This window comes from Paenibacillus sp. S-12 (assembly GCF_030363895.1).
In the GTDB taxonomy this organism is placed as follows: Bacteria; Bacillota; Bacilli; order Paenibacillales; family Paenibacillaceae; genus Paenibacillus_B; species Paenibacillus_B alvei.
The window spans coordinates 332,987-356,115 of record NZ_JASIUF010000008.1; the positions used below are offsets into that span (position 1 = coordinate 332,987).

19 protein-coding genes and 2 pseudogenes are annotated in these 23,129 nt (G+C 45.3%); 12 read left to right on the forward strand and 9 right to left on the reverse strand.

Annotated features, from left to right (window positions below):
- The first annotated feature begins 48 nt into the window (after positions 1-48).
- Positions 49-999, forward strand: a complete 951-nt coding sequence (locus tag NO352_RS09065) for an NAD-dependent epimerase/dehydratase family protein (RefSeq protein ID WP_289355407.1) — start codon at positions 49-51, stop codon at positions 997-999.
- Positions 1,000-1,051: 52 nt separating this feature from the next.
- Here NO352_RS09065 and NO352_RS09070 read toward each other — a convergent pair whose 3' ends face one another.
- From NO352_RS09070 to NO352_RS09085, 4 genes are all read right to left on the reverse strand, one after another.
- Positions 1,052-2,188 carry a glycosyltransferase family 4 protein gene (locus tag NO352_RS09070; RefSeq protein WP_268600324.1) on the reverse strand — a complete coding sequence of 379 codons (1,137 nt, stop codon included), beginning with the start codon at positions 2,186-2,188 and terminating at the stop codon, positions 1,052-1,054.
- A 20-nt stretch (positions 2,189-2,208) separates the two neighbouring features.
- Complete coding sequence (locus tag NO352_RS09075; RefSeq protein ID WP_289355408.1) at positions 2,209-3,825, reverse strand: CotS family spore coat protein; 1,617 nt, start codon at positions 3,823-3,825, stop codon at positions 2,209-2,211.
- Between the two features lie 609 nt (positions 3,826-4,434).
- Entirely contained in the window at positions 4,435-4,794 is a 360-nt protein-coding gene (locus NO352_RS09080) for a winged helix-turn-helix transcriptional regulator (RefSeq protein ID WP_005549235.1), read from the reverse strand.
- A 50-nt stretch (positions 4,795-4,844) separates the two neighbouring features.
- Complete coding sequence (locus NO352_RS09085; protein ID WP_289355409.1) at positions 4,845-5,483, reverse strand: hypothetical protein; 639 nt, start codon at positions 5,481-5,483, stop codon at positions 4,845-4,847.
- Between the two features lie 214 nt (positions 5,484-5,697).
- Between NO352_RS09085 and NO352_RS09090 the strand changes: the two genes are divergently transcribed.
- The 3 genes from NO352_RS09090 (at position 5,698) to NO352_RS09100 (ending at position 8,494) form a co-directional block, all read left to right on the forward strand.
- Positions 5,698-6,648 (forward strand): acetylxylan esterase, encoded by a 951-nt coding sequence (locus NO352_RS09090; protein ID WP_289355410.1) that lies wholly within the window; start codon positions 5,698-5,700, stop codon positions 6,646-6,648.
- Between the two features lie 159 nt (positions 6,649-6,807).
- Complete coding sequence (locus NO352_RS09095) at positions 6,808-7,995, forward strand: oxalate decarboxylase family bicupin (protein ID WP_005549231.1); 1,188 nt, start codon at positions 6,808-6,810, stop codon at positions 7,993-7,995.
- 334 nt (positions 7,996-8,329) lie between these two features.
- A complete protein-coding gene (locus tag NO352_RS09100; protein ID WP_289355411.1) occupies positions 8,330-8,494 on the forward strand; it encodes an Imm63 family immunity protein in 165 nt (54 codons plus the stop codon).
- Between the two features lie 142 nt (positions 8,495-8,636).
- On the opposite strand, the gene NO352_RS09105 is transcribed toward NO352_RS09100, so the two are convergent.
- Entirely contained in the window at positions 8,637-10,244 is a 1,608-nt protein-coding gene (locus NO352_RS09105) for a multicopper oxidase family protein (protein WP_430109401.1), read from the reverse strand.
- A gap of 503 nt (positions 10,245-10,747) precedes the next feature.
- Between NO352_RS09105 and NO352_RS09110 the strand changes: the two genes are divergently transcribed.
- From NO352_RS09110 to fecE, 3 genes and pseudogenes are all read left to right on the forward strand, one after another.
- Positions 10,748-11,803 (forward strand): FecCD family ABC transporter permease, encoded by a 1,056-nt coding sequence (locus NO352_RS09110; protein ID WP_005549228.1) that lies wholly within the window; start codon positions 10,748-10,750, stop codon positions 11,801-11,803.
- Between the two features lie 24 nt (positions 11,804-11,827).
- A complete protein-coding gene (locus NO352_RS09115) occupies positions 11,828-12,841 on the forward strand; it encodes a FecCD family ABC transporter permease (protein WP_289355429.1) in 1,014 nt (337 codons plus the stop codon).
- A gap of 127 nt (positions 12,842-12,968) precedes the next feature.
- Positions 12,969-13,151: pseudogene (gene fecE / locus NO352_RS09120) on the forward strand (Fe(3+) dicitrate ABC transporter ATP-binding protein FecE); the annotation flags it as partial.
- A gap of 70 nt (positions 13,152-13,221) precedes the next feature.
- Here the strand turns inward: fecE and NO352_RS09125 are convergent.
- Entirely contained in the window at positions 13,222-13,662 is a 441-nt protein-coding gene (locus tag NO352_RS09125; RefSeq protein WP_268600331.1) for a PaaI family thioesterase, read from the reverse strand.
- Between the two features lie 289 nt (positions 13,663-13,951).
- Here NO352_RS09125 and NO352_RS09130 point away from each other — a divergent pair, with 289 nt between their 5' ends.
- From NO352_RS09130 to NO352_RS09140, 3 genes and pseudogenes are all read left to right on the forward strand, one after another.
- A complete protein-coding gene (locus NO352_RS09130) occupies positions 13,952-14,827 on the forward strand; it encodes an endonuclease/exonuclease/phosphatase family protein (protein WP_289355413.1) in 876 nt (291 codons plus the stop codon).
- Between the two features lie 51 nt (positions 14,828-14,878).
- A pseudogene (locus tag NO352_RS09135) lies at positions 14,879-15,174 on the forward strand (glutathione-dependent formaldehyde dehydrogenase); the annotation flags it as partial.
- Between the two features lie 129 nt (positions 15,175-15,303).
- Positions 15,304-16,512, forward strand: coding sequence for an MFS transporter (locus NO352_RS09140; RefSeq protein WP_289355414.1), 1,209 nt, complete (start codon positions 15,304-15,306; stop codon positions 16,510-16,512).
- A 139-nt stretch (positions 16,513-16,651) separates the two neighbouring features.
- Here the strand turns inward: NO352_RS09140 and NO352_RS09145 are convergent, their stop codons facing one another.
- Positions 16,652-17,854, reverse strand: coding sequence for an MFS transporter (locus tag NO352_RS09145; RefSeq protein ID WP_289355430.1), 1,203 nt, complete (start codon positions 17,852-17,854; stop codon positions 16,652-16,654).
- 278 nt (positions 17,855-18,132) lie between these two features.
- Here NO352_RS09145 and NO352_RS09150 point away from each other — a divergent pair, with 278 nt between their 5' ends.
- A complete protein-coding gene (locus tag NO352_RS09150; RefSeq protein ID WP_268600335.1) occupies positions 18,133-18,720 on the forward strand; it encodes a TetR/AcrR family transcriptional regulator in 588 nt (195 codons plus the stop codon).
- A gap of 360 nt (positions 18,721-19,080) precedes the next feature.
- The gene (locus tag NO352_RS09155; protein WP_289355415.1) at positions 19,081-21,510 is read left to right on the forward strand and encodes an endo-beta-N-acetylglucosaminidase; all 2,430 of its coding nucleotides are present in this window, start codon (positions 19,081-19,083) and stop codon (positions 21,508-21,510) included.
- Between the two features lie 42 nt (positions 21,511-21,552).
- Here NO352_RS09155 and NO352_RS09160 read toward each other — a convergent pair whose 3' ends face one another.
- Complete coding sequence (locus tag NO352_RS09160) at positions 21,553-22,743, reverse strand: Ger(x)C family spore germination protein (protein ID WP_262866763.1); 1,191 nt, start codon at positions 22,741-22,743, stop codon at positions 21,553-21,555.
- The coding region (locus NO352_RS09165) for a spore germination protein (RefSeq protein ID WP_289355416.1) at positions 22,740-23,129 on the reverse strand (390 nt) is incomplete at its 5' end. The genes NO352_RS09165 and NO352_RS09160, both read right to left, overlap by 4 nt.

Here is a 23,129-nt window from a genome sequence, read left to right on the forward strand (position 1 = left end):
AAATAGAAGATTATTTTAAGCAATAGATAGGGAGGTGAGCACACAAATATGTATGTCTTGGTGACGGGAGCTGCTGGATTCATCGGCTCCCATCTGTGTGAACGACTGCTCCAGGACGAAAATGTACACGTAATTGGCGTTGATGGCTATATTGATTCATCAACACCGCGGCATCATAGAGAATGCAATCTCGACTCGCTGCGGAATCATTCAAGATTTACCTTTCACGAAGCAAATCTTTTAGAATCCAACAACGAATTACTGCTGAAGGATGTTGATGTAGTGTGCCACTTAGCAGGCATGCCAGGAGTGAGATCAAGCTGGGGATCAGATTTTTATCATTATGCCTCTCATAATATCGTGGTAACACAGCGATTATTGGAAGCTTGCAAGTCGAACCCCGTTCGCAAATTTATTTATGCCTCGACATCATCTGTGTATGGAGAAAAAAACGGGAGAGTCGATGAAAGTGCAGTCACTGAGCCTTTGTCGCCTTACGGCGTCAGCAAATTGACCGGGGAGAACCTCTGTCGGGTATATTTGCACAATGACGGCATTCCGGTCACGGTGCTTCGCTTTTTCACTGTATATGGACCCAGACAACGTCCAGATATGGCCTTTCACCGCTTTATTCGTCAACTGATTCACGGTGAACCGATAAGCTTATATGGAGATGGCAGCCAAACTCGCGACTTTACCTATGTGTCTGATTGTGTAGAGGGGGTTGCAGCCGCCGTTCATGCGAACGGGATTCTAGGGGAAACCTTGAACATCGGTGGCAAGCAGCGCGCCTCCATATTGGAATGTATTGATTTTCTACAGAAGCTGATTCCACATAAGGTTCAGATTCAGTATATGGGCAATACCTATGGGGAGCCAAGTCATACATGGGCTGATATAAGCAAGGCGCAGAAGCTGCTTGGTTACAATCCGCAGGTAGATTTGCTTGCAGGGCTTGAGCAGGAAGTTGCATCGCTTCGACAAGTATATGGTTTATAGGTAAGAAGTGGCGTCGAAGTTATCGACGCCACTCTTGATCAAAAGCAGTGACTCAGCTCCATACCTCCAATATTTCTTGGGCGACACGCTGCCATATGAACTGTTTCTCTGCAATTCGTCTTCCTCTTAACCCCATCTGTTTGCATTCTTCCATATTCGAAAGAAGATGGTTCAGCTTATCCGCATATTCGATCGGATTCTCGGGATCTTCAATCAGAAGCCCATTATTATGAAGAACTACTTCTGGATTACCACCGCGTGAAGTTGTGAGAAATGGAAGGCCTGCTGCCATCGCTTCATAATGTACTCTCGCCAACGGCTCATTCCATATTGAGGTACAAACGAATATATCCGCTGCACAAAACCATCGATGTACTTCGTTCGCCTGCACATATCCGGTCGTAATAACTGGAATAGGGGAGCGGGCCGCAATTGCTCTTACATATCCAATATAATCACTGACTTTATTATCGCTGTACCATGCACCGCCAACAATAACTAGCACGGCATCCGAATGTTTCAGATGCGACATCGCACGTACAAGCACGTGGGGCCCTTTTTTTCGAGATAGTCTTCCGACAAATAAAATGACTTTTTTTGAAGAAAGCTGATGCTCTGCGCGAAGGCTGTTGCGAGTATTGCGAGCATAATCGGACTCGACCCATGGTGCGAACAGAGAGGTGTCTGCTGCCGAATATATGGTTCGTATTTTTGTTGCGGCGTGAGGATGATATCTGCATATTTCCTGTCCAATATATTTGCTGATTGTAATAATGGTTTCCGTCTGTTCTACAACGGCTTTTCCTTCTTCCGGATGAATTTTGCCGGGGTGGAACATGTCATTGTGCATACTTAAGATGATTCGTGAATGAGGTGCTACACTCCGCACGGGGAGGACCAAGCGTGGGCGATTAAAGATATGAATTAGATCGTACTTCTCTCCATGCTGAGTGAGAAATCGAATAACTCCTTCGGCATAAAGCTCGAACAATCCCTCTGAAGGAAGACGTACATAACGAATTCCTTCAGCGACCTCAACATCAGGAAGCTCCGGATCTGATCGACCGAGTATCGTAAGGTGGTGCTTCCGGCTCAACAAAGAAGCTACTCCTCCGATATAAGTTTGAATGGCGCCGCCCCTTATATTCGGGACAGGAAGCTTCTCCGTACAGATCATTAATATGTTCATGCCGTATGTGTCCTCCTGTCTTATCCAGTTTTACGGAAGCGTAATTTTTTCCTGTTTTTGCGCAGCTTTGCTGAACGGAGCGATCTCTTCTTTCGACTGACCAATGAACGGAGCGCCCTCTTCTTTCGACTGACCAATGAACGGAACAATCTCTTTTTTCGGCCGACTATGGATATTGTTCGTTGGCCTAAAGATTTTCTTTTACGCTTGCGGCGAAGCGCAAGCTTTTTTTGTGACAACGCTCTATTTGTGCTGTGTCGGCGTGTTCTTCTACGCTTTCGACGAATAGTTTTGCTGCTGCGTTTTCTATCAAAGATCGCTTCAGGTGCGGAATCGGCTGCAGCTGCTGTTGGATTAGATGCTGTAGCATCGGTTCGATCAACGATATCAGAATCCGATATGATGTTTGATATCGTATCAGTTGCAGGTTTACCGTCTGGATGGAGTGCAGGGGCAGATACTGGTTGTATGGAGATAGAAGGAATTGCATTATATACGAATTCACCGCTAGCATAATCACCGGGAGCATAATTTTCAATATCGCTGGCCAGCTCTTTCAAAGCCTGCCATTTGGTGCTTTCCGTAGCAAGTACGCGTTGCAGCACGCCTTCCAATTCCGTACTCATGAAGGTGGTTGGGTCAAACACGATTTCTTTGACATGCTTATAGAATTCGTTCGGAAATGCCATATCCAAGCAAAGCAGTTCGAACATTTCCCGATCCATTGGGTTGGCTTCATGGTAAGCACTTATCATTCCGCGTATCCAAGTTGTATCCCAGTATCCTATATCATCCATTGTACTCGTAATCAATTTTCGCAAATCGCGAAAAGGAAGATCGTACGCTACCCCATCTAGGTCAATAACCCATATTCCACCGGGTCCCATCTGGCCATTAGACCATCCGTAGTCTTGATGAACCAACCCCCAATATGGCTCTCCCATAGCCACCATGTTGGTGTATTTCGAAACGTTCAGTAATCGATCTAATGTCTCCTTCGCTTGATTCTGGAATTCATCAACAACATCGAGCAGTTGCTGACTGACAGGGAACTCGCGATAGGCTGAGGCAATGTCCCGGAACCATCCGATTTTTGCAATGATTTTCTCGTAATAATCGGGCCATGTGTATAATCTTGAAGACTTGCCCGCACCTGCAGGAGGAACGTATCCCTTCGAGAATCGATGGAATTCGCCGAGACCGTAACATAGTGCAGCTGCTCCCTCTAAGTCAATCTTAGAAACAGGCTGCATTTGCTCTATCCAGTCCGTTACAATCCATAGCTTTCCTCCTGCTTCAACATATACCTTGTTTTCAACCGTGGAGATAAGTGCTGGTACGCGAGCTCCTTGATCAACCAGATACTGCTGTGCCCCGATACTGAACAAACTGCGAGCAGGGGTACGATGAAGAACCTTAAGGCTTCGTGAACCATGATTCGTTTCAATTCGCCAAATCGCGCCGCCCTTGTCAGGTTTAGAGGTTATCAGCACCATGCTGGATACTTGCATGTCATATTTTGTCATCACATGGCGCGCGGTCTCTTCCACCTCTGGAGGCACATACTGCTCAAGAATGGTTCCTGGCGGTACGGCATCAATTAGATGTTCCCACGGCTGTATTTGAAATGGATCCAACGGCATTCCCTCCACATTGATATTCGTTACTCATAGGAAAAAGGAATTGAATATACATTCAGCTTTTTGTGATTTGTACGGTATGAATCTGTGAATCATAGATGTTCGTCCGGACTGCCATTGCTTCTAATGTGATGCGCCCCGTATCTATCAAATAATTACTTATGCCATGCCCTCATTATTCAGTATTTCTCGATAGATGATGAAGGAATCGCTGGCTTGATGGGACTCTTGTTAGGCGGCTTTGTTCTAGGATTATCACGTTTTCCCTGATTCTTTTTAAGGCCGGTGTCTGTTTGCTTCTCTGTATTGGTGCTCGCCCTTAATAAGGGGATTAGCGCATAGTATATTGATATGTCATAGGAACAAAAGTGAAAGGTACAATCGTATATTTATGAAATCTGCTTGCTGATTGTTAAGCAAATAGAAGGAAACGGCTTCAATGAAGTTTTCACTTATGGATGAGTTTATAGTTCAAAGGGTGGGGACGAATTAAAAAATCGAAAAGCTGCATTGGCTGAATGTGAATATCATTGACAACCGGTAAGCAATTAATCCTTATAGCAAAAGAAGTATTGCCCTTATAGGGAAATACTTCTTTTCGTCATTTTAGCGCTCCACGGTATCTAAGGAAGGCAATCTGTTCTTTTCTCCCCAGTCGCACATCATATCTAATAGAGGAATGAGCGAAAGACCACGCTCTGATAAGCAATATTCTACTTTGGGAGGTACTTGCGGATATTCCTTGCGAATAACTAGGCCGTCCGCCTCCATTTCTTTTAACATGACACTTAGCGATTTAAATGATATTGTACCAATACTGCGCTTCAGTTCATTGTGCCGCATCACCTTTTGTTGAGCCAGCCAGTACATAATGATCATTTTATATTTGCCGCCGATTAAGGATAATGTATAGCCGAAGGCGGTATCTTTGAGGTTCACGCCAGTCGGAACACAGGATTTTTGCAAAGGTCACACGCTCCTTCGTTATTCCGTTCTAATTGAGCCCTATAAGAAGATTAGTCCTCAAACCGCAGCGTAAATAGAATGGCCTCTTCGATATTGCTCAACGATTCTGGTGACAAAACGGAAGTTATTATTTTGTGAGAACTTGTCATTTGCATACCCCATACCGGAATTGAATCCTTTGCAAGGAAGGATTTAGGGTTGCTGTATGACATAAGCGTACTTCCAACCTCCTTTTTCTTCGATGGATTTGTGAAAACGGTGTACAAGTTTGTACCGGATTCATGGGCTATCCCAACTTTAATCTGTTTCATATTACCTTGCTCGTTAATAGAACCTGACGTATCTATGGATATTATAAGCTCAATTTCTTTGTGTTCCTCTTGATTTGGGGTGAGGAATAAATCGCCAACGCCACCGACAGTTTCAACTTTCTTTCCATGCTTCCATATCTCAATGTCCAGACTTGCATGCGGTTTTTTTCCTTCATAGCGTAACGTAAATGCTCCTGTCATATTACCGAGAAAAGGCTTTAGTTTGGCTGCTTCTCCCTCAAATGGGTCTGCGGGAGTCAATGTTATTTTTGCAGGTGCAGATTTGCCATCTGGTAAGGTCTGCGTTGATTCTGCAGTACATCCTGAAAGCAGCAATACGATCAGGAGAACATATGTTAATCCTCGCTGTCTGTTCATCTTGTTCCTCCTTATGCGGTGCATACCATACCTGTTATTCGAAATGGAAAAGCTAGAGTAGGCATGTGATTATATTGTACTATGAACATGTACTTACATTGTACTTTGAGTTTGATTTGATCTTTGGCTCATGTGAGAAATGAAAAATAACAAATGACAAATAACAAATAACAAAGACAGAGAACATGCGATCGTATGCAGGAAGGAGTCATACATGAACATTTTAGAGAAAAGAAAAGCAGAGCTATATGCTTATTCGGCCGAGCGAACAGCGGCAGATGATTTTGAGCTTTTTTGGGAACGGACACTAGGGGCATCGCGGAATAAGCCGCTGAACGGGAAGCGTGAGGAAGCAGACACTTTGTCCCCGTACATGACAGCATACCAGATTACGTATGAAGGATATGATCATACCCCGATACATGGATGGTATGTACTTCCAAAATTCATGGATGCGGCGAAACTGCCCTGTGTGGTTATCTACCATGGCTACCATGGCAGCAAACGATATCCGGAGAGCTATGCCGATTGGCTTCTGATGGGTTATGCGGTATTTGCAGTTGATGTTCGGGGCCAGGGAGGCGACACCGGAAATGAGCTGTCTCATTCATTCGGCATGACAAAGGGCTGGATAACACAAGGCATACTTCATCCGGAAAAAAGCTATTATCAGGCCATCACCGTCGATGCGATTAAAGCCGTGGAGTGGGTGTTCCAGCAGCCAGAAATTGATAAGGGGCGTATCTATGTTGCTGGTGCCAGCCAAGGGGGAGGGCTGTCCTTGCTCGTATCTGCGCTAAGCGACATTCCTGCCAAGACAATTGCGGATATTCCGAACATGTGCCATATGGATTTCGGCATATTGCACTCCACAGGATCTCTGACTGAGGCAGCAGCTTTTATTTCCGCTTACCCAGAATATGAATCACAAGTGATGTGGACATTAAGTTACTTTGATGTTCTGAATCTAACGGATCGTCTCCGCAAGCCTGTCTTGATGTCTGTAGGGCTGAAGGATCCGATATGCATGCCGGAGGCGGTATTTGCGGTGTACAATCAAATCTTGGTGCCTAAGGAAATGCATGTGTACCCGTTCAACGGTCATTATACGACAGGCGATCATTTCAGAAAGCAAATCGAATTCTTGAGAAAAAGCATCAATTAACGATGTAAATCGATTACTGCATATTCAACATGTCCCTTTCATATTGATCAATGGAATAGTTGCGTATTCAGGGATGTTGATCTAGCGTGCATGTAGAATGCAGGGGGCTTAGAGACGCATCTGTTCCATTAATTTCAAGAAGGGAGCGGTAAAATCATCATGGTATGGAATGATTCGAAGCAAATGCAAATTCCGCAGCCCATCCGCGAAAGTGACGGCGCAGGCGCTACCGATCTTGGCCCACGCGATGTCATGCGAGATATGGAAAATCCAGATATGTTCGTTCCTCCGATAACGGATGCGGGTTTGATTCCCAATTTGAAGTTTTCATTTTCCGACGCTCATATGCAGCTTAATAGAGGCGGCTGGTCACGAGAAATAACGATAAGAGAGCTGCCAATTGCTAAAACGCTAGCAGGTGTGAATATGCGGCTTACCCCCGGCGGAGTGCGAGAGCTGCATTGGCATCAGCAGGCAGAATGGTCGTTCATGATATTGGGGCGGGCACGAATTACCGCCGTCGATCAGAATGGCCGTAATTTCATCGCCGATGTAGGCCCAGGTGATTTGTGGTATTTTCCGCCGGGTATTCCTCATTCGATTCAGGGACTTGAAGAAGGTTGCGAGTTCCTGCTTGTATTCGACGATGGCAGTTTTTCGGACTTAAATACGCTGTCGATCTCTGACTGGTTTGCCCATACACCGAAAGAGGTGTTATCCGCTAATTTTGGAGTGCCGATGTCCGCTTTTGACCAAATCCCTCAGGGGCAGGTTTATATTTATCAGGATCAGGTGCCCGGGACGATTGAGAGTCAGCAGGTGCCCGATCCGTTCGGCACAGTGGAGCCAACCTTCGTCTATCGGTTAATGGCACAGCCCCCACTTACCACGCCGGGCGGCTCAGTGCGCATCGTCGATTCCTCCAATTTCCCAGCATCGCGCACGGTTGCTGCTGCGCTGGTCGAGATTAAGCCAGGAGCCATGCGCGAAATGCATTGGCACCCTAACAATGACGAGTGGCAATACTACTTGAGCGGACAGGGGAGAATGACTGTTTTTGCGGGTAACGGCGCTGCACGCACATTTAACTATAGAGCAGGAGATGTAGGATATGTACCATTTGCATTCGGACACTACATTCAGAACACGGGAACAGATAGCCTGTGGTTTCTTGAAATGTTCAAAAGTGACCGTTTTGCAGACGTTTCCCTAAATCAATGGATGGCCCTTACGCCGAAGCTTCTTGTTCAATCCAACCTAAATGCATCGCCTGAATTAATGAGCGCCCTGCGGGCAACGAAATGGCCGGTTGTAAAATATCCCGGCATTCCTCCGGTTATAGAGTAAGAAGACCAATTGCGTGTGGTTCCACTTTCTTATATATTTCTACTTGGCGTCATGATAGACTTTCATTTTAAATTCAATCTGCAGGTGGACTTCAAATTGCAGTACTCAAAGCTCAATAACAGGTGTGATCGTGTTTCTAGCCGCCCGTTCTCCTTCGATTGGCAGTTGGATATTGGGGCAGAGAGCATGCCTCTGGTATCAGTAAGTAATGCACTGGTCATGATTCCGCTCGGCAGTGTATGTGCTAGACGCTATTTTCGGTACTTGCGTAATCAGAATATGCAGGGCCAAAGGAGATTTTGATACGCGAAAATCTGATTCAGAAGGTAAGGCAATGAGCAGAGAACAAGAAACCATTCATACGATCGCACATGTAAAGCTGCTGCACAAATATAAGGCAGACAATGTGAATACTCATTTATCTTATAGCAAAGAGATCATGAATGAACTGAGAACCATGGTCGATCATGCGTTTCAAGAAATGGGAGGCATCTACTAGGAGTGGCATAAGGCTGGCAGACGAGAGCAATTGGAATTATAAGCGAATCAGGTGACAGGTATCATGAAAAATGATACATACGAATGTGCAGCCAAGCCAGTTGTGATAGATTCAATGGCTTGGCTGTATTCATTTTTTTCCACTATTCAGGTTTATTGCCTACATTCGGATTGGGGACATACGAACTCTTATAGTCTTTGTACGTAACATCGGTCACCATCCCTGCAGAAGCATGATGCAAGTCATGGCAATGGAACATCCAGTCTCCAGGATTATCGGCTTCAAATGCGATGACATATTGCTCCCCGGGTTTTACATTCAATGTATCCTTTATGATAGGTGAGCCCTGTAGTGGCTGGCCGTTTTTGCTCAATATCTGAAAGAAATGTCCATGCAAATGCATCGGATGATCATCAGTTGGCGATCGATTGATGAAAGTAACCATTACTTTGTCGCCCTTCGCGACTTTAATCTTGTCCGTATCCGGAAACACCTTGCCGTTGATGGTGTACACCATTTCCCCATTTTTCATTGCCGTATTCAAATTCATCGTTACCCTTTGATCATACGTCTGTTCAAGTGTAAATAATGATTTCGCTATTTCTCCATAAGCAGCTAGATTGAATTGTGGGAGGGTTTCGGCCGTGTCGGATTGGACAACCGATTTTGTGATGTCCTCATACTGAATGACGGCCCTCATATTGCGGACTCGCTCTTCTTTGCTATGCTCGTCCAACAGCCATGTACCAGGATTGTCTGCTATAAACTCAATATCGTAACGTTCGCCGGGCGCAATCGATAATACTTGATCTTGAATGACAGCTGGGTTGTTTATAGGCTGCCCATCCGTGGCAATTACCTTGAATTCATGTCCTTGCAGGTGCATGCGATGCGAGAGATATCCAGCGTTGATCAAGCGAAGCCGAACCTTATCACCTTGTTTGACCTTAAGCGGTTCTATCGCATCGCCTGATTTTCCGTTGATTGTATACAAATCATACATGCTCATATCGTGGCCGCCCATCTGCATGGTGTTGTGATCCATGCCGTTATTGCTGCTATTCGACATATTCATCTTTGAGTGATCCATTCCAGACATGTCTGAATAATCTTTGGGCTCGTTCTCATTCGTATGTTCTGTATTCATCGCTTCTGCACTCATCCATTCGTCGAGGACGAGCGTATAGTCACGATTATATTGTTCCTTTGGATCCTCGACAATGAGAGATCCGTATAGACCTTTATCCACTTGGTTGACACTGTCTTGATGGGAATGGTACCAATACGTTCCTGGAATTGTTGCTTTGAACTCATAGGTGAATGACTTCCCTGGAGCGACAGCATCTTGGGTGACGCCAGGAATGCCATCCATGCTATTCGGTACGGGATAGCCGTGCCAATGGATCGACACCGGCTCTGGCAATTCATTTTCAAGCGCAATCTTGACGGTATCTCCAACCTTCACTCGAATTTGCGGCCCAGGAACAGAATTATTAAATGTCCATACTGGGAGTACAACCCCATTGGAAACTTCCAAATTACTTTGTTGGGCAGTAATCGTTAACGATGTGCCGTCGACAGATGCAGCATGCGTTGTGCGTTTAACCGGTGAGGCATTTGACTCCAACTTCGATTTTTGGCTGTTCTCCATAGATGAATGATCCATATTTGTCTGATCCTTGTCGTTCCCTCCATTCCAGCATCCGCTTGTTACAAATGCGATTACTGTTGTGATGACCATGGTTTGCATGACTCGATAGCGAGTTGTGAATAAGCTTTTCAATGCATTGCCTCCTCAATTATCATTTTTGTAGATTACATTCTCAGCATAAGCAACAATTATGGAGAAATGATGGAGATCCATAGAAAATACAAATTTATGCAGTACTTTTTATACTCAAAGGATTTAAGTAGGGAGGAGATTATGCAGAAAGGCAAAATACTGGTAATGAGGGACAATTCGAGCGCGACGGAGCATTTTGGAATTCGATACCGGCAGTAAAAAATCACCGAGTTTATGATGTGGATGGAAAGTACTTTTGGACGTATGATCCGATTGCAGTTCAAGCACAGGTACAAAAAGTGACCGAGATGCTTGTAGAAGGCAGCAAAGCAAAGAGTGAGAAATAATATTTGTACAATAAATCAATTTATTTTGTCCATTGCCACATGAGGAATAATGTCCTAAAATGAATATTGATGCAAATGATAATCAATATCAATTAAATTCAAGAATCAGCAAGGGTGGCATGTATGAGTCAAGTGGCTAAATCTTTACCTAAGGAAGCTGCATCGCGAGCAGTTGAATTTCGCTCACGTCCACTGGCAGCAACACTTATTCTTTTTGGCGGTTTCTTCGCATTAATGTTAGGGATCGCTATATCTGTATCGTTCGGTGCGGCAGATATTCAAGTGACTACGGTATGGGAGTCAATTTTTCGCTTCAATCCGGAAGTAACACAGCATCAAATTATTCAAGAAATTAGACTGCCGCGCGTATTGGGCGGGGCAATGGTAGGAGCCTGCTTCGCTGTTGCCGGAGCCATTATGCAAGGTATGACTCGCAATCCGCTGGCGGATTCAGGATTGCTTGGCTTGAATGCAGGTTCAGGATTCATGCTGGCTATCTGCTTCGCATTTTTTCCAGGTCTGCCTTACATGTATTTAATTTTGTATTCTTTTCTTGGTGCAGGCTTGGGCGCAGGGCTAGTGTATGGAATTGGATCATTAGCTAGGGGAGGATTAACCCCTGTTCGAATGGTATTGGCCGGGGCGGCACTCAGTGCTCTCTTATCCGCACTGAGCGAAGGGATCGCATTATATTATCGAATTGGTCAGGACTTGGCATTCTGGTACGCTGGTGGAGTAGCGGGCACGAAGTGGCCGCAGCTAGAAGTGATGTTCCCGTGGATTTCAGTTGCTCTTGTAGGGGCGATTGTATTATCACGTTCGATTACAATGCTCAGTCTTGGAGAGGAGATCGCTAAGGGGCTCGGTCAGCGTACACGTCTTGTAAAACTGGCAGGCACAGTCATTGTGCTTATTTTGGCTGGTGCGGCCGTATCTGTTGTTGGAGCTGTTGGTTTTGTAGGCTTGATTATTCCACATGTTACCCGTTATTTAGTCGGTGTGGATTATCGCTGGATTATCCCTTGCTCTGCCTTGCTTGGCAGCTTGCTTGTTGTATTCGCTGATCTTGCTGCTCGCATGGTGAATCCGCCATATGAAACACCTGTTGGGGCATTAATCGCTTTAATTGGTGTCCCCTTTTTCCTCTTCTTAGCACGTAAGGAAAGGAGGGGGCTGTAAGCGGTGACAAATCTATCTATCACGATGATTCAAAAACGAAAAAAGCAGCGAAGTATCGCGATTATGATCACGATAGCCGTGCTGATTGTCATTATGTTCATCATCAGCATGAATACAGGATTTATTCGCTTATCTCCCATGGATTTGCTGCGAACATTGTTCGGTTCAGGAACGAAGAAAGAAGAGCTAATATTATTCGACTTCCGGTTGCCACGCATCGTTATTTCTTTGCTTATCGGTGCGGGTCTGGCGGTATCCGGATGTGTTATGCAGGCCATATCGCGCAATCCATTAGCTGATCCGGGGATTTTAGGCATTAATGCAGGTGCTGGACTTGCCGTGATGCTGTTCATCTCATTCTATCCGTCAACTGCACAGGCTCCAATCTATTTATTGCCTGTGTTCGCATGGCTCGGCGCTGGACTAGCAGCGGCGCTCATATGTTTGCTATCCTATAAGCGGCATGAGAATATATCTCCTACGCGATTACTGTTAACCGGTGTTGCTGTTGCTGCAGGTATCAGTGCTGCTATGATCGTATTGACATTAAAGCTTAGTCCAGAAAAATATCAAACGATGGCGACGTGGCTTGCCGGAAGCATCTGGGGTACGAATTGGAAGTATGTGCTTGCACTTCTTCCGTTCATCATTGTGTTATTACCCTACATATTCTACAAGGCTCGAATCATGAACGTTCTTAACTTGGGAGAACAGACGGCAACAGGGTTGGGAGCATTTGTATCAAGAGAACAAATTTTGCTGCTGGCAGCGGCGGTAGGCTTGGCAGGCTCATGTGTCGCAGTAAGCGGAGGCATCGGCTTCGTTGGGCTTATTGGCCCGCATTTAGCTAGACGGCTTGTGGGTTCCAAACACCAACTCCTGCTGCCAACTTCGGCTTTAGCCGGGGCCTTGCTTGTGATTACGGCAGATACGATTGGACGATGGATATTACAGCCATCAGAAGTGCCTACGGGAATTGTCGTCGCTGTAATCGGCGCTCCTTACTTCCTATATTTATTAACGCGCTCGAAAGCATGATAAATAAAACTTCGGATTTTAAAAAGGAGGAAGGGAGGTTTCCCATTGCTGCGCAGATTTTTTGCATACTATAAGCCGTATAAATGGCTGTTTGTCATTGATTTTTCCTCTGCTCATCATTCATGTGTATTTGAATCATGCTTCGAGGTATGCGCAGCACATGGTTGCGATCAAGGCGGGAACAGTTGTACGGGAAGGTTCGCCAGCCGAGGTCATGAAGAAGAAGGTGCTGCGTGAGGTATTCTCCATTGAAGCAGATATTGTGCCTGATCCGCGAACTGGAGTACCTCTGTGTTTCCCTTTCGAGTGAAGTACGGTGGTGGCTGCGGGTGCATAAATGAATGAACGGCACAGTCGATCGAATGTGCCGTTTTCCCTCGCTATCTTCCTTCAGCCTTATCTCCGCGCAGTACCATGCAAGTACTCGTTGCATAAGCAACCAGGCTGTTATTGTCGTCATATACATTACAATCAATAAGTCCAATTGTCTTACCCTTCTTCACACTCTTTGCTTCTGCTCTAATGGTTCCATTCCATACAGGCTTCATGAAATTGATTTTTAATTCAATCGTCGTAAAAGTCTCTTCCGGCAACAGAGTGGAGCCGAAGGCCATGCCCATTGTGATATCAGCAAGGGTACAGGTGATTCCACCGTTAAGCGTGCCTTGCGGATTGGAATGCTGCTGATCTACATCCATTTCAAATATGGCATGTCCAGGAACTACTTCGATCGCTTTTATCCCGATGAGCTGCTCTACTGGCGAAGGTTCCACAAGGCCTACGAGCACATTGCGGTAAAACTCTACTATTTTATTTTCCATAAGTCACCTCGTCTTAGCATAACTTGCTAAAAATGTGGAGCTAGCTCTCAACATGTTAGAATTCTCTTATACAAAATATAACATATGAACATGGGATATTATAACATACGATTGATTAAAATTTTCTTTCTTAAAAGCATGACAGCATAGTGTTGATTGCGAAGAAAGCAATCTGGCATTCCCATTTCAATCATGCGATAATGTACATACTTCTGGAGTTACTTTCAGCTCTACGAATTGGATACGTGCGCATGTAAAGCTTAACATCAGGTGAGGAGTGCAGAAGAGAATGAAGAGCAATGTTGGAGAGCAGCAGATCAGATTCATGACTTTTAACGTCAAATATGACAACGCTTACGAAAAAGATTGCGAGAATAGCTGGAGCCGCAGGGCGGGGATGGTGGCTAGTATGATTCGATACCATCAGGTAGATGTGGTAGGAACGCAGGAGGCATTGAGGCATCAGGTTGCCGATTTGGAACGAATGCTTCCCGAGTTTGGCTGGATTGGGGCAGGCAGGGACGATGGTGCAGACACAGGAGAATTCGTTGCAATATTTTATCGCAAGGATCGTGTTAAGCCGCTAGAGCATGGAACGTTTTGGCTATCCGAGACACCCGAAATCCCAGGAAAACGAGGATGGGATGCCGCTTGTCCACGCATCCTGACATGGATCCAGTTTTTGGACAAGTTGACAGGAACCAAGTTCATTCATTTCAATACGCACCTTGATCATATTGGAACCGTTGCAATGAAGCAGAGTGCCCATATGATCTTAAATCGGCTTCCCGAATTGGCGGGTGATGATCCAGTAGTAGTAACGGGAGACTTCAACTGCACGGAATCGTCCGAACCCTATCAGATTCTCACGACTGGCCAGGACGGTAAAGCAGTGCTGCGGGATGCGCGGTACGCCGCAAAGAACTCCCACTTTGGACCATCCTTCACGTTCCACGGTTATCAGCTGACACAATTAATCGACTGTCTATATTACAATGGATCAGTATTCAAAGGGGATAACGGAGAGGATCTAGATTCGCCTATCGATTATGTATTCGTGAACGAGCATGTTGACGTTTTTCAATATGCAATTCTTTCGGATCAGGTTAACGGTCAGTTTCCATCCGATCATTTGCCTGTGGTTGTAGACCTTTCATGGCACTAATTCTTCATATTTATATGGTAAATTAAAGGCCGCGTCAGCGCGGCTTTTTTCATGTCATTTTCGACGAAGGCTGTTCGTAAATGCGGCACAGTTCAAATAACCGGTGTATACGGAGCCAATTATAATTTATTTCCGCTCGGTGTTTTTTTGCAAGAAATATTACACTAAAAAAGGGGCAAGCACCGGTTATTCATTATATGCCGGAATTGTACAACAAAATAGAGGAGGGAAGTTTTGATCCCACAGCCATCATTACGCATCAAATGCCGTTGGATCAAGCAAGCCATGCGTACCGTATTTTCAATAATCATGAGGATGAATGCGTAAAGGTTGTATTAAAGCCGTAAGTGTTGCTGTAGATGTACCATGACCATGCTTTAAATCCGTTTAATTTTATCGGAATTAGAGAATAAAAAGTTTGGATAAGTGTAAAATAAATCTAAAATGACGTGGATATCCCACGGAGGTGTGCCCGAGTGCAAGCTGACAAACGATTTGACTTATTAGCACTTTCTTCAATTCCATTGATAATGACTTTAGGCAATTCAATGCTAATCCCTGTATTGCCTGAAATCAGGAGACAGTTGAAGGTTAGCTCGTTCCAAACAAGTCTGCTCATTACTGTATACTCGGTCATGGCGATTTTCCTCATTCCTATTGCCGGCTATTTATCTGATCGCATTGGCCGTAAGGCAGTCATCATTCCCAGTCTTCTCATAACAGGCATTGGAGGCGGTGTGTGCGGTGCAGCGGCGGTCTGGATGGATCATTCTTATTCAGTCATTTTATTGGGAAGGGTTCTGCAGGGCATTGGCGCTGCTGGCGCAATGCCCATCGTTCTGCCTTTAGTAGGGGATATGTTCAGCAGTGAAAAAGATGTGAGCAGCGGTCTCGGCATTATCGAAACGGCCAATACATGCGGCAAAGTATTAAGCCCTATTTTGGGGACAGCCCTGGTAGCGATCGTTTGGCATCTTCCTTTTTGGGCCATTCCGGTATTGTGTCTAATTTCGATCCTGCTCGTTCTTTTTTTTGTCAAGCAGCCCAAAGAATCTGATTCTGAACCGATTCCCATTCGCGACTTTTTAAAACAAGTGATGCAGTTGATTCGAGAGAATTCGCGTTGGCTAATCGCCCTATTTGTTATCGGTGGACTTTGCATGTTCATGCTGTTCAGCTCGTTATTTTATTTATCAGAAACGCTGGAAGACAAGCATGGGTATAAGGGAATAATAAAGGGTTTGCTGCTAGCGATACCTCTGGCCGTATTAAGCTCCTCCTCTTTTATTGCCGGAAAATGCATAGGCAGTAATAAAATCGCGATGAAATGGATCATTGTGTGCGGTTTGGCTTTAACAGCGGCAGGCCTTGGCATGTGCATACTAATGACATCTGTAATTCCATTGTTCATTTGGCTAAGCGCAGCCTTTCTCGGAATAGGAGCATCCTTGCCATGTCTCGATTCCTTTATAACCGCTAGCATTGAGAAGAAGCATAGAGGCACGATTAGTTCCTTGTACAGCAGTATGCGCTTTGTCGGCGTGGCAGCCGGCCCAATGATTGCAGCACTGGTGATGAATCATGCACGGATCAATTTATTTCTGATCTTATGTGCTTGTGGGATAGTAGCCGCACTTTCCGGCTTGTTTGCAATCAGAGTTTCACGCGGTTCACAACAATCGTAAAGTTAACTCTTCCGGCAGTTCCCTTGGCTGAATTGATTTTCGGATAGCTGGCCGAGAAAACTGCCGTAGAGAAGTTGTTAATGAAGGTACAATTGATAGGTTGCAGAAATGTAAAGTGGTTCTTTTGAATTGCAAACTATTAAGATGAACGTGAAGCGGAGAACCGCAGTGTCAGTGACCAAAAAACAATTCCTATAGCACTAACTATGGCACCCAATATGCTTACGCCATTCCAACCCCAAATTGCATAAACATTCGTTGATGCGATTGATCCTAATGCACTGCCAAGTGAATAGAAAATCATATAACCGGCCGTCAAGCGACTTCGCGATTCGGGGCGAACGGCTAATATCATGCTTTGATTGGTAACATGAACGGCCTGAACAGCAAAGTCAAGCAGGATGATTCCGCCAATAAGCGCAAGCAAAGATTGATCTACATAAGAAATCGGCAGCCAAGATGCAAACAGCAGAAATAGTGCCGCCCCAGTCGTACGTTGACCTAATCCTCGATCGGCCCAGCGTCCTGCTTGTGCAGCCGCAATCGCTCCGGCTACACCGGCTAACCCAAATGCTCCGATTGCATTATGGGAGAGGGACAAGGGAGGAATACGCAATGGCAAAACAAGCGATGTCCATAAAATACTGAATGCTGAAAAAATGAGTAGGGCGAGTACGGCACGTATCCGTAATATCGGTTCCTCTTTAAATAAAGTGAGGACAGAATAAAGAAGCTGCTTGTATGACAGAGATGCACGAATGGAATCTTGTTGCGGTAGTATGTTGTATAACGTGATTGACATGATGAGCAGTAAGGCAGCAGACACAAGATAGACCGAACGCCAGCCTGCAATGTCGGTGAGAATGCCAGCTACACTCCGGGCAAGAAGAATGCCGATTACAACACCGCTCGTTACGGCGCCGACAACTTGCCCGCGCTCGAAGGATCCGGCCAAATTCGCCGCATAGGCAACAAGCACCTGTGTCACTACCGCTAACAATCCAACGCAAGCCATGCCAATAAACAAAATCGTGCTGTTCGGAGCAATCCCTACTGCAACAAGCGCTGCTACAGACAGAAGCATTTGTAAAGAAATCAACTTACGCCGGTTCATCATATCGCCCAGTGGCACCAATAACAATAATCCAGCAGCGTAACTAAGCTGCGTGATCGTAATGACGATCCCAATTGTAGAATGCCTAATGCCAAATTCACCAGCTATGGCGTCCAATAACGGCTGCGCATAATATACATTGGCAACGGCCAAGCCGCACGCTGTCGCAAGCAAAAGAACAATGGAGCGGGATAAAGAAACTTCAGATATTCGCGCACTCGTACCCATCATTGCAACTCCTTTTAATTATAATTTTTATTATGTACTGATCGGTATGTTATATAGCCGAAAAATACCATGCTAAAAAGTGAGTTGTCAATATTTTTCTGAAAATCAACTGAATAATGCTCAATACATAGATCTTGAAATCATATTTCGTTTGACAGATCATGTCCTATAGTATATTTTTATTGTACCGTTAGGTATGATATATCTATTCTACTTCTATCATCATCGTGACAAAAAACGATCTGTAAATAGAGTTTAGAGAGTAAAGGAGGAGGGACATGGCCCGCCCGCGTGAATTTGATGAGGAAAAAGCACTGCATGCCGCGATGCAATTATTTTGGGAAAAAGGATATGAAGCAACTTCCTTAAGCGATCTAACCGCATATATGGGAATACAACGCCCAAGTTTGTATTCTGCTTTCGGGGATAAAATAGGTTTGTTCGAAGCTGCGCTGCGAACATATACACAAGCTCATGCCGCCCGCATTCGCGCGCAGTTGTTGAATAAGCCCTCTGTAAAAGAAGCGTTCCGGAGCATATTCGAAAGCATCGTTCAAGAAGGGAGCGATTTGCATGAGGGAAGCGGCAAAGGATGCTTTTGCATCAATACAATGGTTGAGCTTGCACCTCACGACGCCAAATTTGAAGTTCTGACAAGGGAGCATCAAATGTATCTCGCAGCCATTTTTCAGGAGTCAATCGAACGCGGAATACAGTCTGGGGAACTGAAGTCGGATATGAACGCTAAGGCAATTGCACAGGCTTTAGTCATTTCGCTGATCGGTGTCACCGTTATGATGAAATCTCGTCCGGATGAATTATTTATGCGCAATTCCTTACATGTTATCCTTCAAAGCTTAGAGTAATGATAGCTGCGGCCATTTACATTAAAAGACGATAAAGAGGTGGCAAGACCAATAGAAGAGGGGATTGGTCTCGTAAGCCAGCGATAAAGCAACATCTATACCGAACGTGTATTTTTCGAATCTTGCGAAGTCATATGGCGTCGATTTGATCCTCTCAATCGCAATGATAACTCGTGGATTTTTGAAGGAGGTATGTTTTCAATCTTGATAATATGTTTATAAATACCAGCACTTCAATTCAAACACACTATAGTTTATACATTGAATATAAGTTTTTTACACTTATGTAAGCGCTTCATTTCTAGTAGATTTAAGTTGTACTCGAATATAGCACCTCATGGTGCGAGGAGGAGACTTATAGTGGTCAACACGATGAAAAAGAAAATGAAGCTTTTACTCATCACCTCGCTTCTTGCTCTATCTACATTTGGGCCGATTATGGCTTCAACTGCTCATGCGGAGCAGCCGCGCACCTCTTATTGGCATCCGGCAACACTTCTAGAGTGGAGCCCTACAGCCGACAAGGATGCGAAGTTCAATCGGGGAACGATTCCGCTTGCAGAGCGATTTACCGGCCAGAAGGTGAATCCGAATGCACAGACCCAATCGCGGCTTGTTGCTTTGTCTGCGTTAAATGACAATACTAGCGGCGTTCCGTCTCAAGGATCCAGTCAATTCCGTGCGGATACGTTCGGATATTGGCAGTATGTCGATATGATGGTGCTTTGGGGAGGCTCGGCTTCCGAAGGACTTATCGTACCTCCGAGCGCGGACATTATCGATGCGTCCCATAAGAACGGAGTGCCGATTCTTGGAACTATCTTTTTCCCACCGAATGTATACGGGGGCAACTATCAATGGGTACAGCAAATGCTGCAGCAAAAACCGGATGGCTCCTTCCCAGTAGCAGACAAGCTGCTTGAGGCAGCAAGCTATTTTGGCTTTGACGGCTGGTTCATTAATCAAGAGACGTCGGGCGGCAATACGGCTGATGCTGCGAAGATGCAGCAATTCATGCAGTATTTGCAGACTCATAAGCCATCCGGCATGCATGTTATGTGGTACGATTCAATGACGAACAGCGGAAGTATTAGCTGGCAAAATGAATTGAATGCAAGAAATCAGATGTTCTTGCAGAATGGTGCGCAGAAGGTGGCGGACAGTATGTTCCTTAACTTCAACTGGTCTGCATCCATGCTGCAAAACTCCAAAAATAAAGCAGCCAGTCTTAATCGAGATCCGTATGATTTGTACGCCGGCATCGATACAGAAGCGAATGGCTACAATACGTACGTCAATTGGTCAGGGATTTTCCCTAACAATCAGGCGCCTGCTACATCATTGGGCATCTATCGTCCGGATTGGGCATATCGCAGCTCTTCCAATAATGATGATTTCTACGCGAAGGAAATGAAATATTGGGTAGGACCGAATAGTGATCCGCGCAATACGGCGACTTCTTCCAATTGGAAAGGAATTGCGAATTATTTTGCAGATAAATCATCGATACAGCAGTTGCCTTTTACAACTAACTTCAATACGGGGCATGGCAGTCAATTTGCGGTTGATGGCAACATTATGAGCACGAAGGAATGGAATAACCGCAGCTTGCAAGACATCCTTCCTACATGGCGTTGGATTGCGGAAAGCTCGGGTACAGCGCTGAAACCAAGCTTTGATTGGAACAACGCGTATTATGGCGGAAGCTCCCTCAAAGTATCTGGTGCACTTAGTCCGCAGAATGCTACTCATTTGAAGCTGTATAGAACTAGTCTGCCTGTGTCTAGCGATACAGAAGTCTCCGTTACATATAAGACTGGGGAGTCAGCTTCAAATATGAAGGTTGGTGTATCCTTCGCCGATAATCCGGAGCATTTTGAGTTCTTTGATGTAGGCGATGGGGAAGCTTCCGCATGGAATACAAAAAGCATCTCGCTGGGCAGCTTTGCCGGCCGCACGATTGATGCGTTGTCCTTGAAGTTCGACAGTGGGAATGCGCTCAGCAACTATGCGATCAATATCGGTCAATTATCTGTTCGCAATGCTGGTTCATCATCAGCACCGGAGACTGTAACGGGCTTGGCCATTGAGGATGTTGATTTTTCTGGAAATACAGCAGATGCGCGTTTAAGCTGGAATCCTTCTTCAGGGGATAAGATTCAGGCGTATGAGGTCTATCGGGTGAAGCCTGATGGCACACGGGAATTCATAGGCGCAACGCCTAATACTGCGTATTATGCACAACCGATGAGCCGACTTGGAGGTGAAGAATCTACGACTCTGGAAGTGGTTGCGCTAGGGGAGAATGGGGCACGCAGTACAGCAGCACAAGTCAGTTTCCAATGGAAGCAGGCATCATCTAAGATGAATCTAGCACTGAATCAGACAGCGACTGCAGACAGCTTTGTGCCAGGCGAGACACCTGCCAAGGCATTCGATGGCACAACAGCGAACAACAGCAAATGGTGTGCAACCGGCTCCGAGCCGCACTGGCTGCAAGTCGACCTGGGTTCAGTCTATTCCATCGATCAATTTATCATTAAGCATGCTCAAGAGGGCGGCGAGTCATCGAGCTTCAACACGAAAGAGTTTAATATCCAGCTTAGCGAGGATGGAACCAACTGGACGGATGTTGTTCAGGTGACGGGAAATACGATGGGAAAAACAACGCATAGCATCGATCCGATGTCAGCGCGTTATGCGCGTTTGAATGTGACGAAAGCGACACAGGAATCCGATACAGCAGCTCGCATCTATGAGTTTGAGGTGTGGGGACAGCAGCTTCAATAATACAAGCGAGCCCTGACAACAAACAGGTTGTCAGGGCTTTGGTTAACGGTTCAGACGAATCATCCCAGAATCCTCTATCTGGACGCGGACGTCAATCCGTTCAAGAGAGTTGGGCGTGAGCTGCAGCAGGGAACCATTTTTGTTTTTTTTCCAAATGGAGAGGTACTTGCGATAAACATGATTTTGCAACGAATAAATGTCAAGGTTTCTATTCAACCCCTGTTGAAATGTTTGTTGTACATCATTCCTTACTTTTTCCTTTGCCGCTGCGATGATAGCTTCTTCGGTTGCATTATCGGCAATTTCTTCGACAGAGCTGCGGACATCAATTACGAGGTTGAACTTGGGGACTTCGCCATGCAGCGACACATTAACGGATACTTTATGTTTATTTATTGTAAGTATCGCATCAGGGCTGGTTGGACGCCCGACTCCTATATGTATATTATGAATTTGATTTGACAGCCACCTCAATCCTAATACTTCTTCCTGCGTCAACCAATTTTTGTACTTTCCGTTTTGAAGGACGAATACTCCATTGAGTTCGTGCTGACTAATTGTTTTTTTGTCCTTCATCCATTCCTCATTGTTGAGTGAAAGGCTGGGCAATAATACAGTACATCCCGGCTCATTCAGCAGTGCGACCATTTTCAGCAGCTGCAGCGGAGGAATGTTGGTCTGCTGCTTCAATATTTCATCCGGGGCATATAGCATAGACGCGATGGGCGACAAATTAAACGGAGGCGTTACCGCGAATAGGTCAGCGATCGGAATTTTGGTGCCGTACACCCATGGTGTATATCGAATTCCTGAAAAACGAAGAAGGGAATCAATCATCTTATTTACGTCCTTATGCAAGGCACGCTCACTGAAGATGAGTACAGTCGTATGATCCCAAATGACTTGCAGGGTAGAAGCGGCATATATGTCATTTACCGCTGAATCAAGTGTGTATCCTTCTCCCTTCCCGATCCATGTCGGCGGTTTGCTCGGGCTTCTGGTTCCTTCCTGCTTCGCTACATTGGTGAACTCCAGCGAGTTCGTGTACACGATATATTTACCATTAACATAATCAATGCCCAAAGCAGTAACATAGTTCATATCCTGGACATTTTTAATGTCCCAACAGCCTGCAAGTGGTAGAACCAGAGACAGGATGCTGACAAGCAGCCATAATCGTTGTTTTCTGCTCCTGTATAGAGATCTCTCTCCTTCATGATAAAATAAGCTCATTTTGGCTCCTTTCCTTCGCGAGTCTTGTCAGTTGTTCGGAGCATAATGGGACGTCGGTTCACAATCTTGACAGGCAATGCAAGAAGCGATTTCAGCATATCCCCGAAAATAGGCGGTGACAGTGGCGATAAGTAGGGCATGCCAAATGAATGCAGTGACGATAAATAGACCAGTATGGCCATGACAGAAATAAAGAAGCCGTACATGCCAAGTATGGAAGAAACGATTAGCACAAAGAGACGCAATATACTTACCGTGCCGCTCAGCGACTGGTTAACCAAAGTAAAGGTAGCTACAGCAGTAACTGCCGCTACGACAAGCGTAGTCGGAGAGCTGAGACCTGCTCGGATCGAAGCATCTCCGACAATTAGTCCACCTACGACGGC

Bases quoted from the DNA above. Each gene is read 5' to 3' on its own strand.
- NO352_RS09070 (WP_268600324.1), bottom strand. From the start codon at position 2,188: ATGAACATATTAATGATCTGTACGGAGAAGCTTCCTGTCCCGAATATA.
- NO352_RS09125 (WP_268600331.1), bottom strand. From the start codon at position 13,662: ATGGAAAATAAAATAGTAGAGTTTTACCGCAATGTGCTCGTAGGCCTT.
- NO352_RS09105 (WP_430109401.1), bottom strand. From the start codon at position 10,244: ATGCAAACCATGGTCATCACAACAGTAATCGCATTTGTAACAAGCGGA.
- NO352_RS09090 (WP_289355410.1), top strand. From the start codon at position 5,698: ATGAACATTTTAGAGAAAAGAAAAGCAGAGCTATATGCTTATTCGGCC.
- NO352_RS09110 (WP_005549228.1), top strand. From the start codon at position 10,748: ATGAGTCAAGTGGCTAAATCTTTACCTAAGGAAGCTGCATCGCGAGCA.
- NO352_RS09145 (WP_289355430.1), bottom strand. From the start codon at position 17,854: ATGGGTACGAGTGCGCGAATATCTGAAGTTTCTTTATCCCGCTCCATT.
- NO352_RS09150 (WP_268600335.1), top strand. From the start codon at position 18,133: ATGGCCCGCCCGCGTGAATTTGATGAGGAAAAAGCACTGCATGCCGCG.
- NO352_RS09085 (WP_289355409.1), bottom strand. From the start codon at position 5,483: ATGAACAGACAGCGAGGATTAACATATGTTCTCCTGATCGTATTGCTG.
- NO352_RS09160 (WP_262866763.1), bottom strand. From the start codon at position 22,743: ATGAGCTTATTTTATCATGAAGGAGAGAGATCTCTATACAGGAGCAGA.
- NO352_RS09115 (WP_289355429.1), top strand. From the start codon at position 11,828: ATGATTCAAAAACGAAAAAAGCAGCGAAGTATCGCGATTATGATCACG.
- NO352_RS09130 (WP_289355413.1), top strand. From the start codon at position 13,952: ATGAAGAGCAATGTTGGAGAGCAGCAGATCAGATTCATGACTTTTAAC.
- NO352_RS09100 (WP_289355411.1), top strand. From the start codon at position 8,330: ATGAGCAGAGAACAAGAAACCATTCATACGATCGCACATGTAAAGCTG.
- NO352_RS09095 (WP_005549231.1), top strand. From the start codon at position 6,808: ATGGTATGGAATGATTCGAAGCAAATGCAAATTCCGCAGCCCATCCGC.
- NO352_RS09065 (WP_289355407.1), top strand. From the start codon at position 49: ATGTATGTCTTGGTGACGGGAGCTGCTGGATTCATCGGCTCCCATCTG.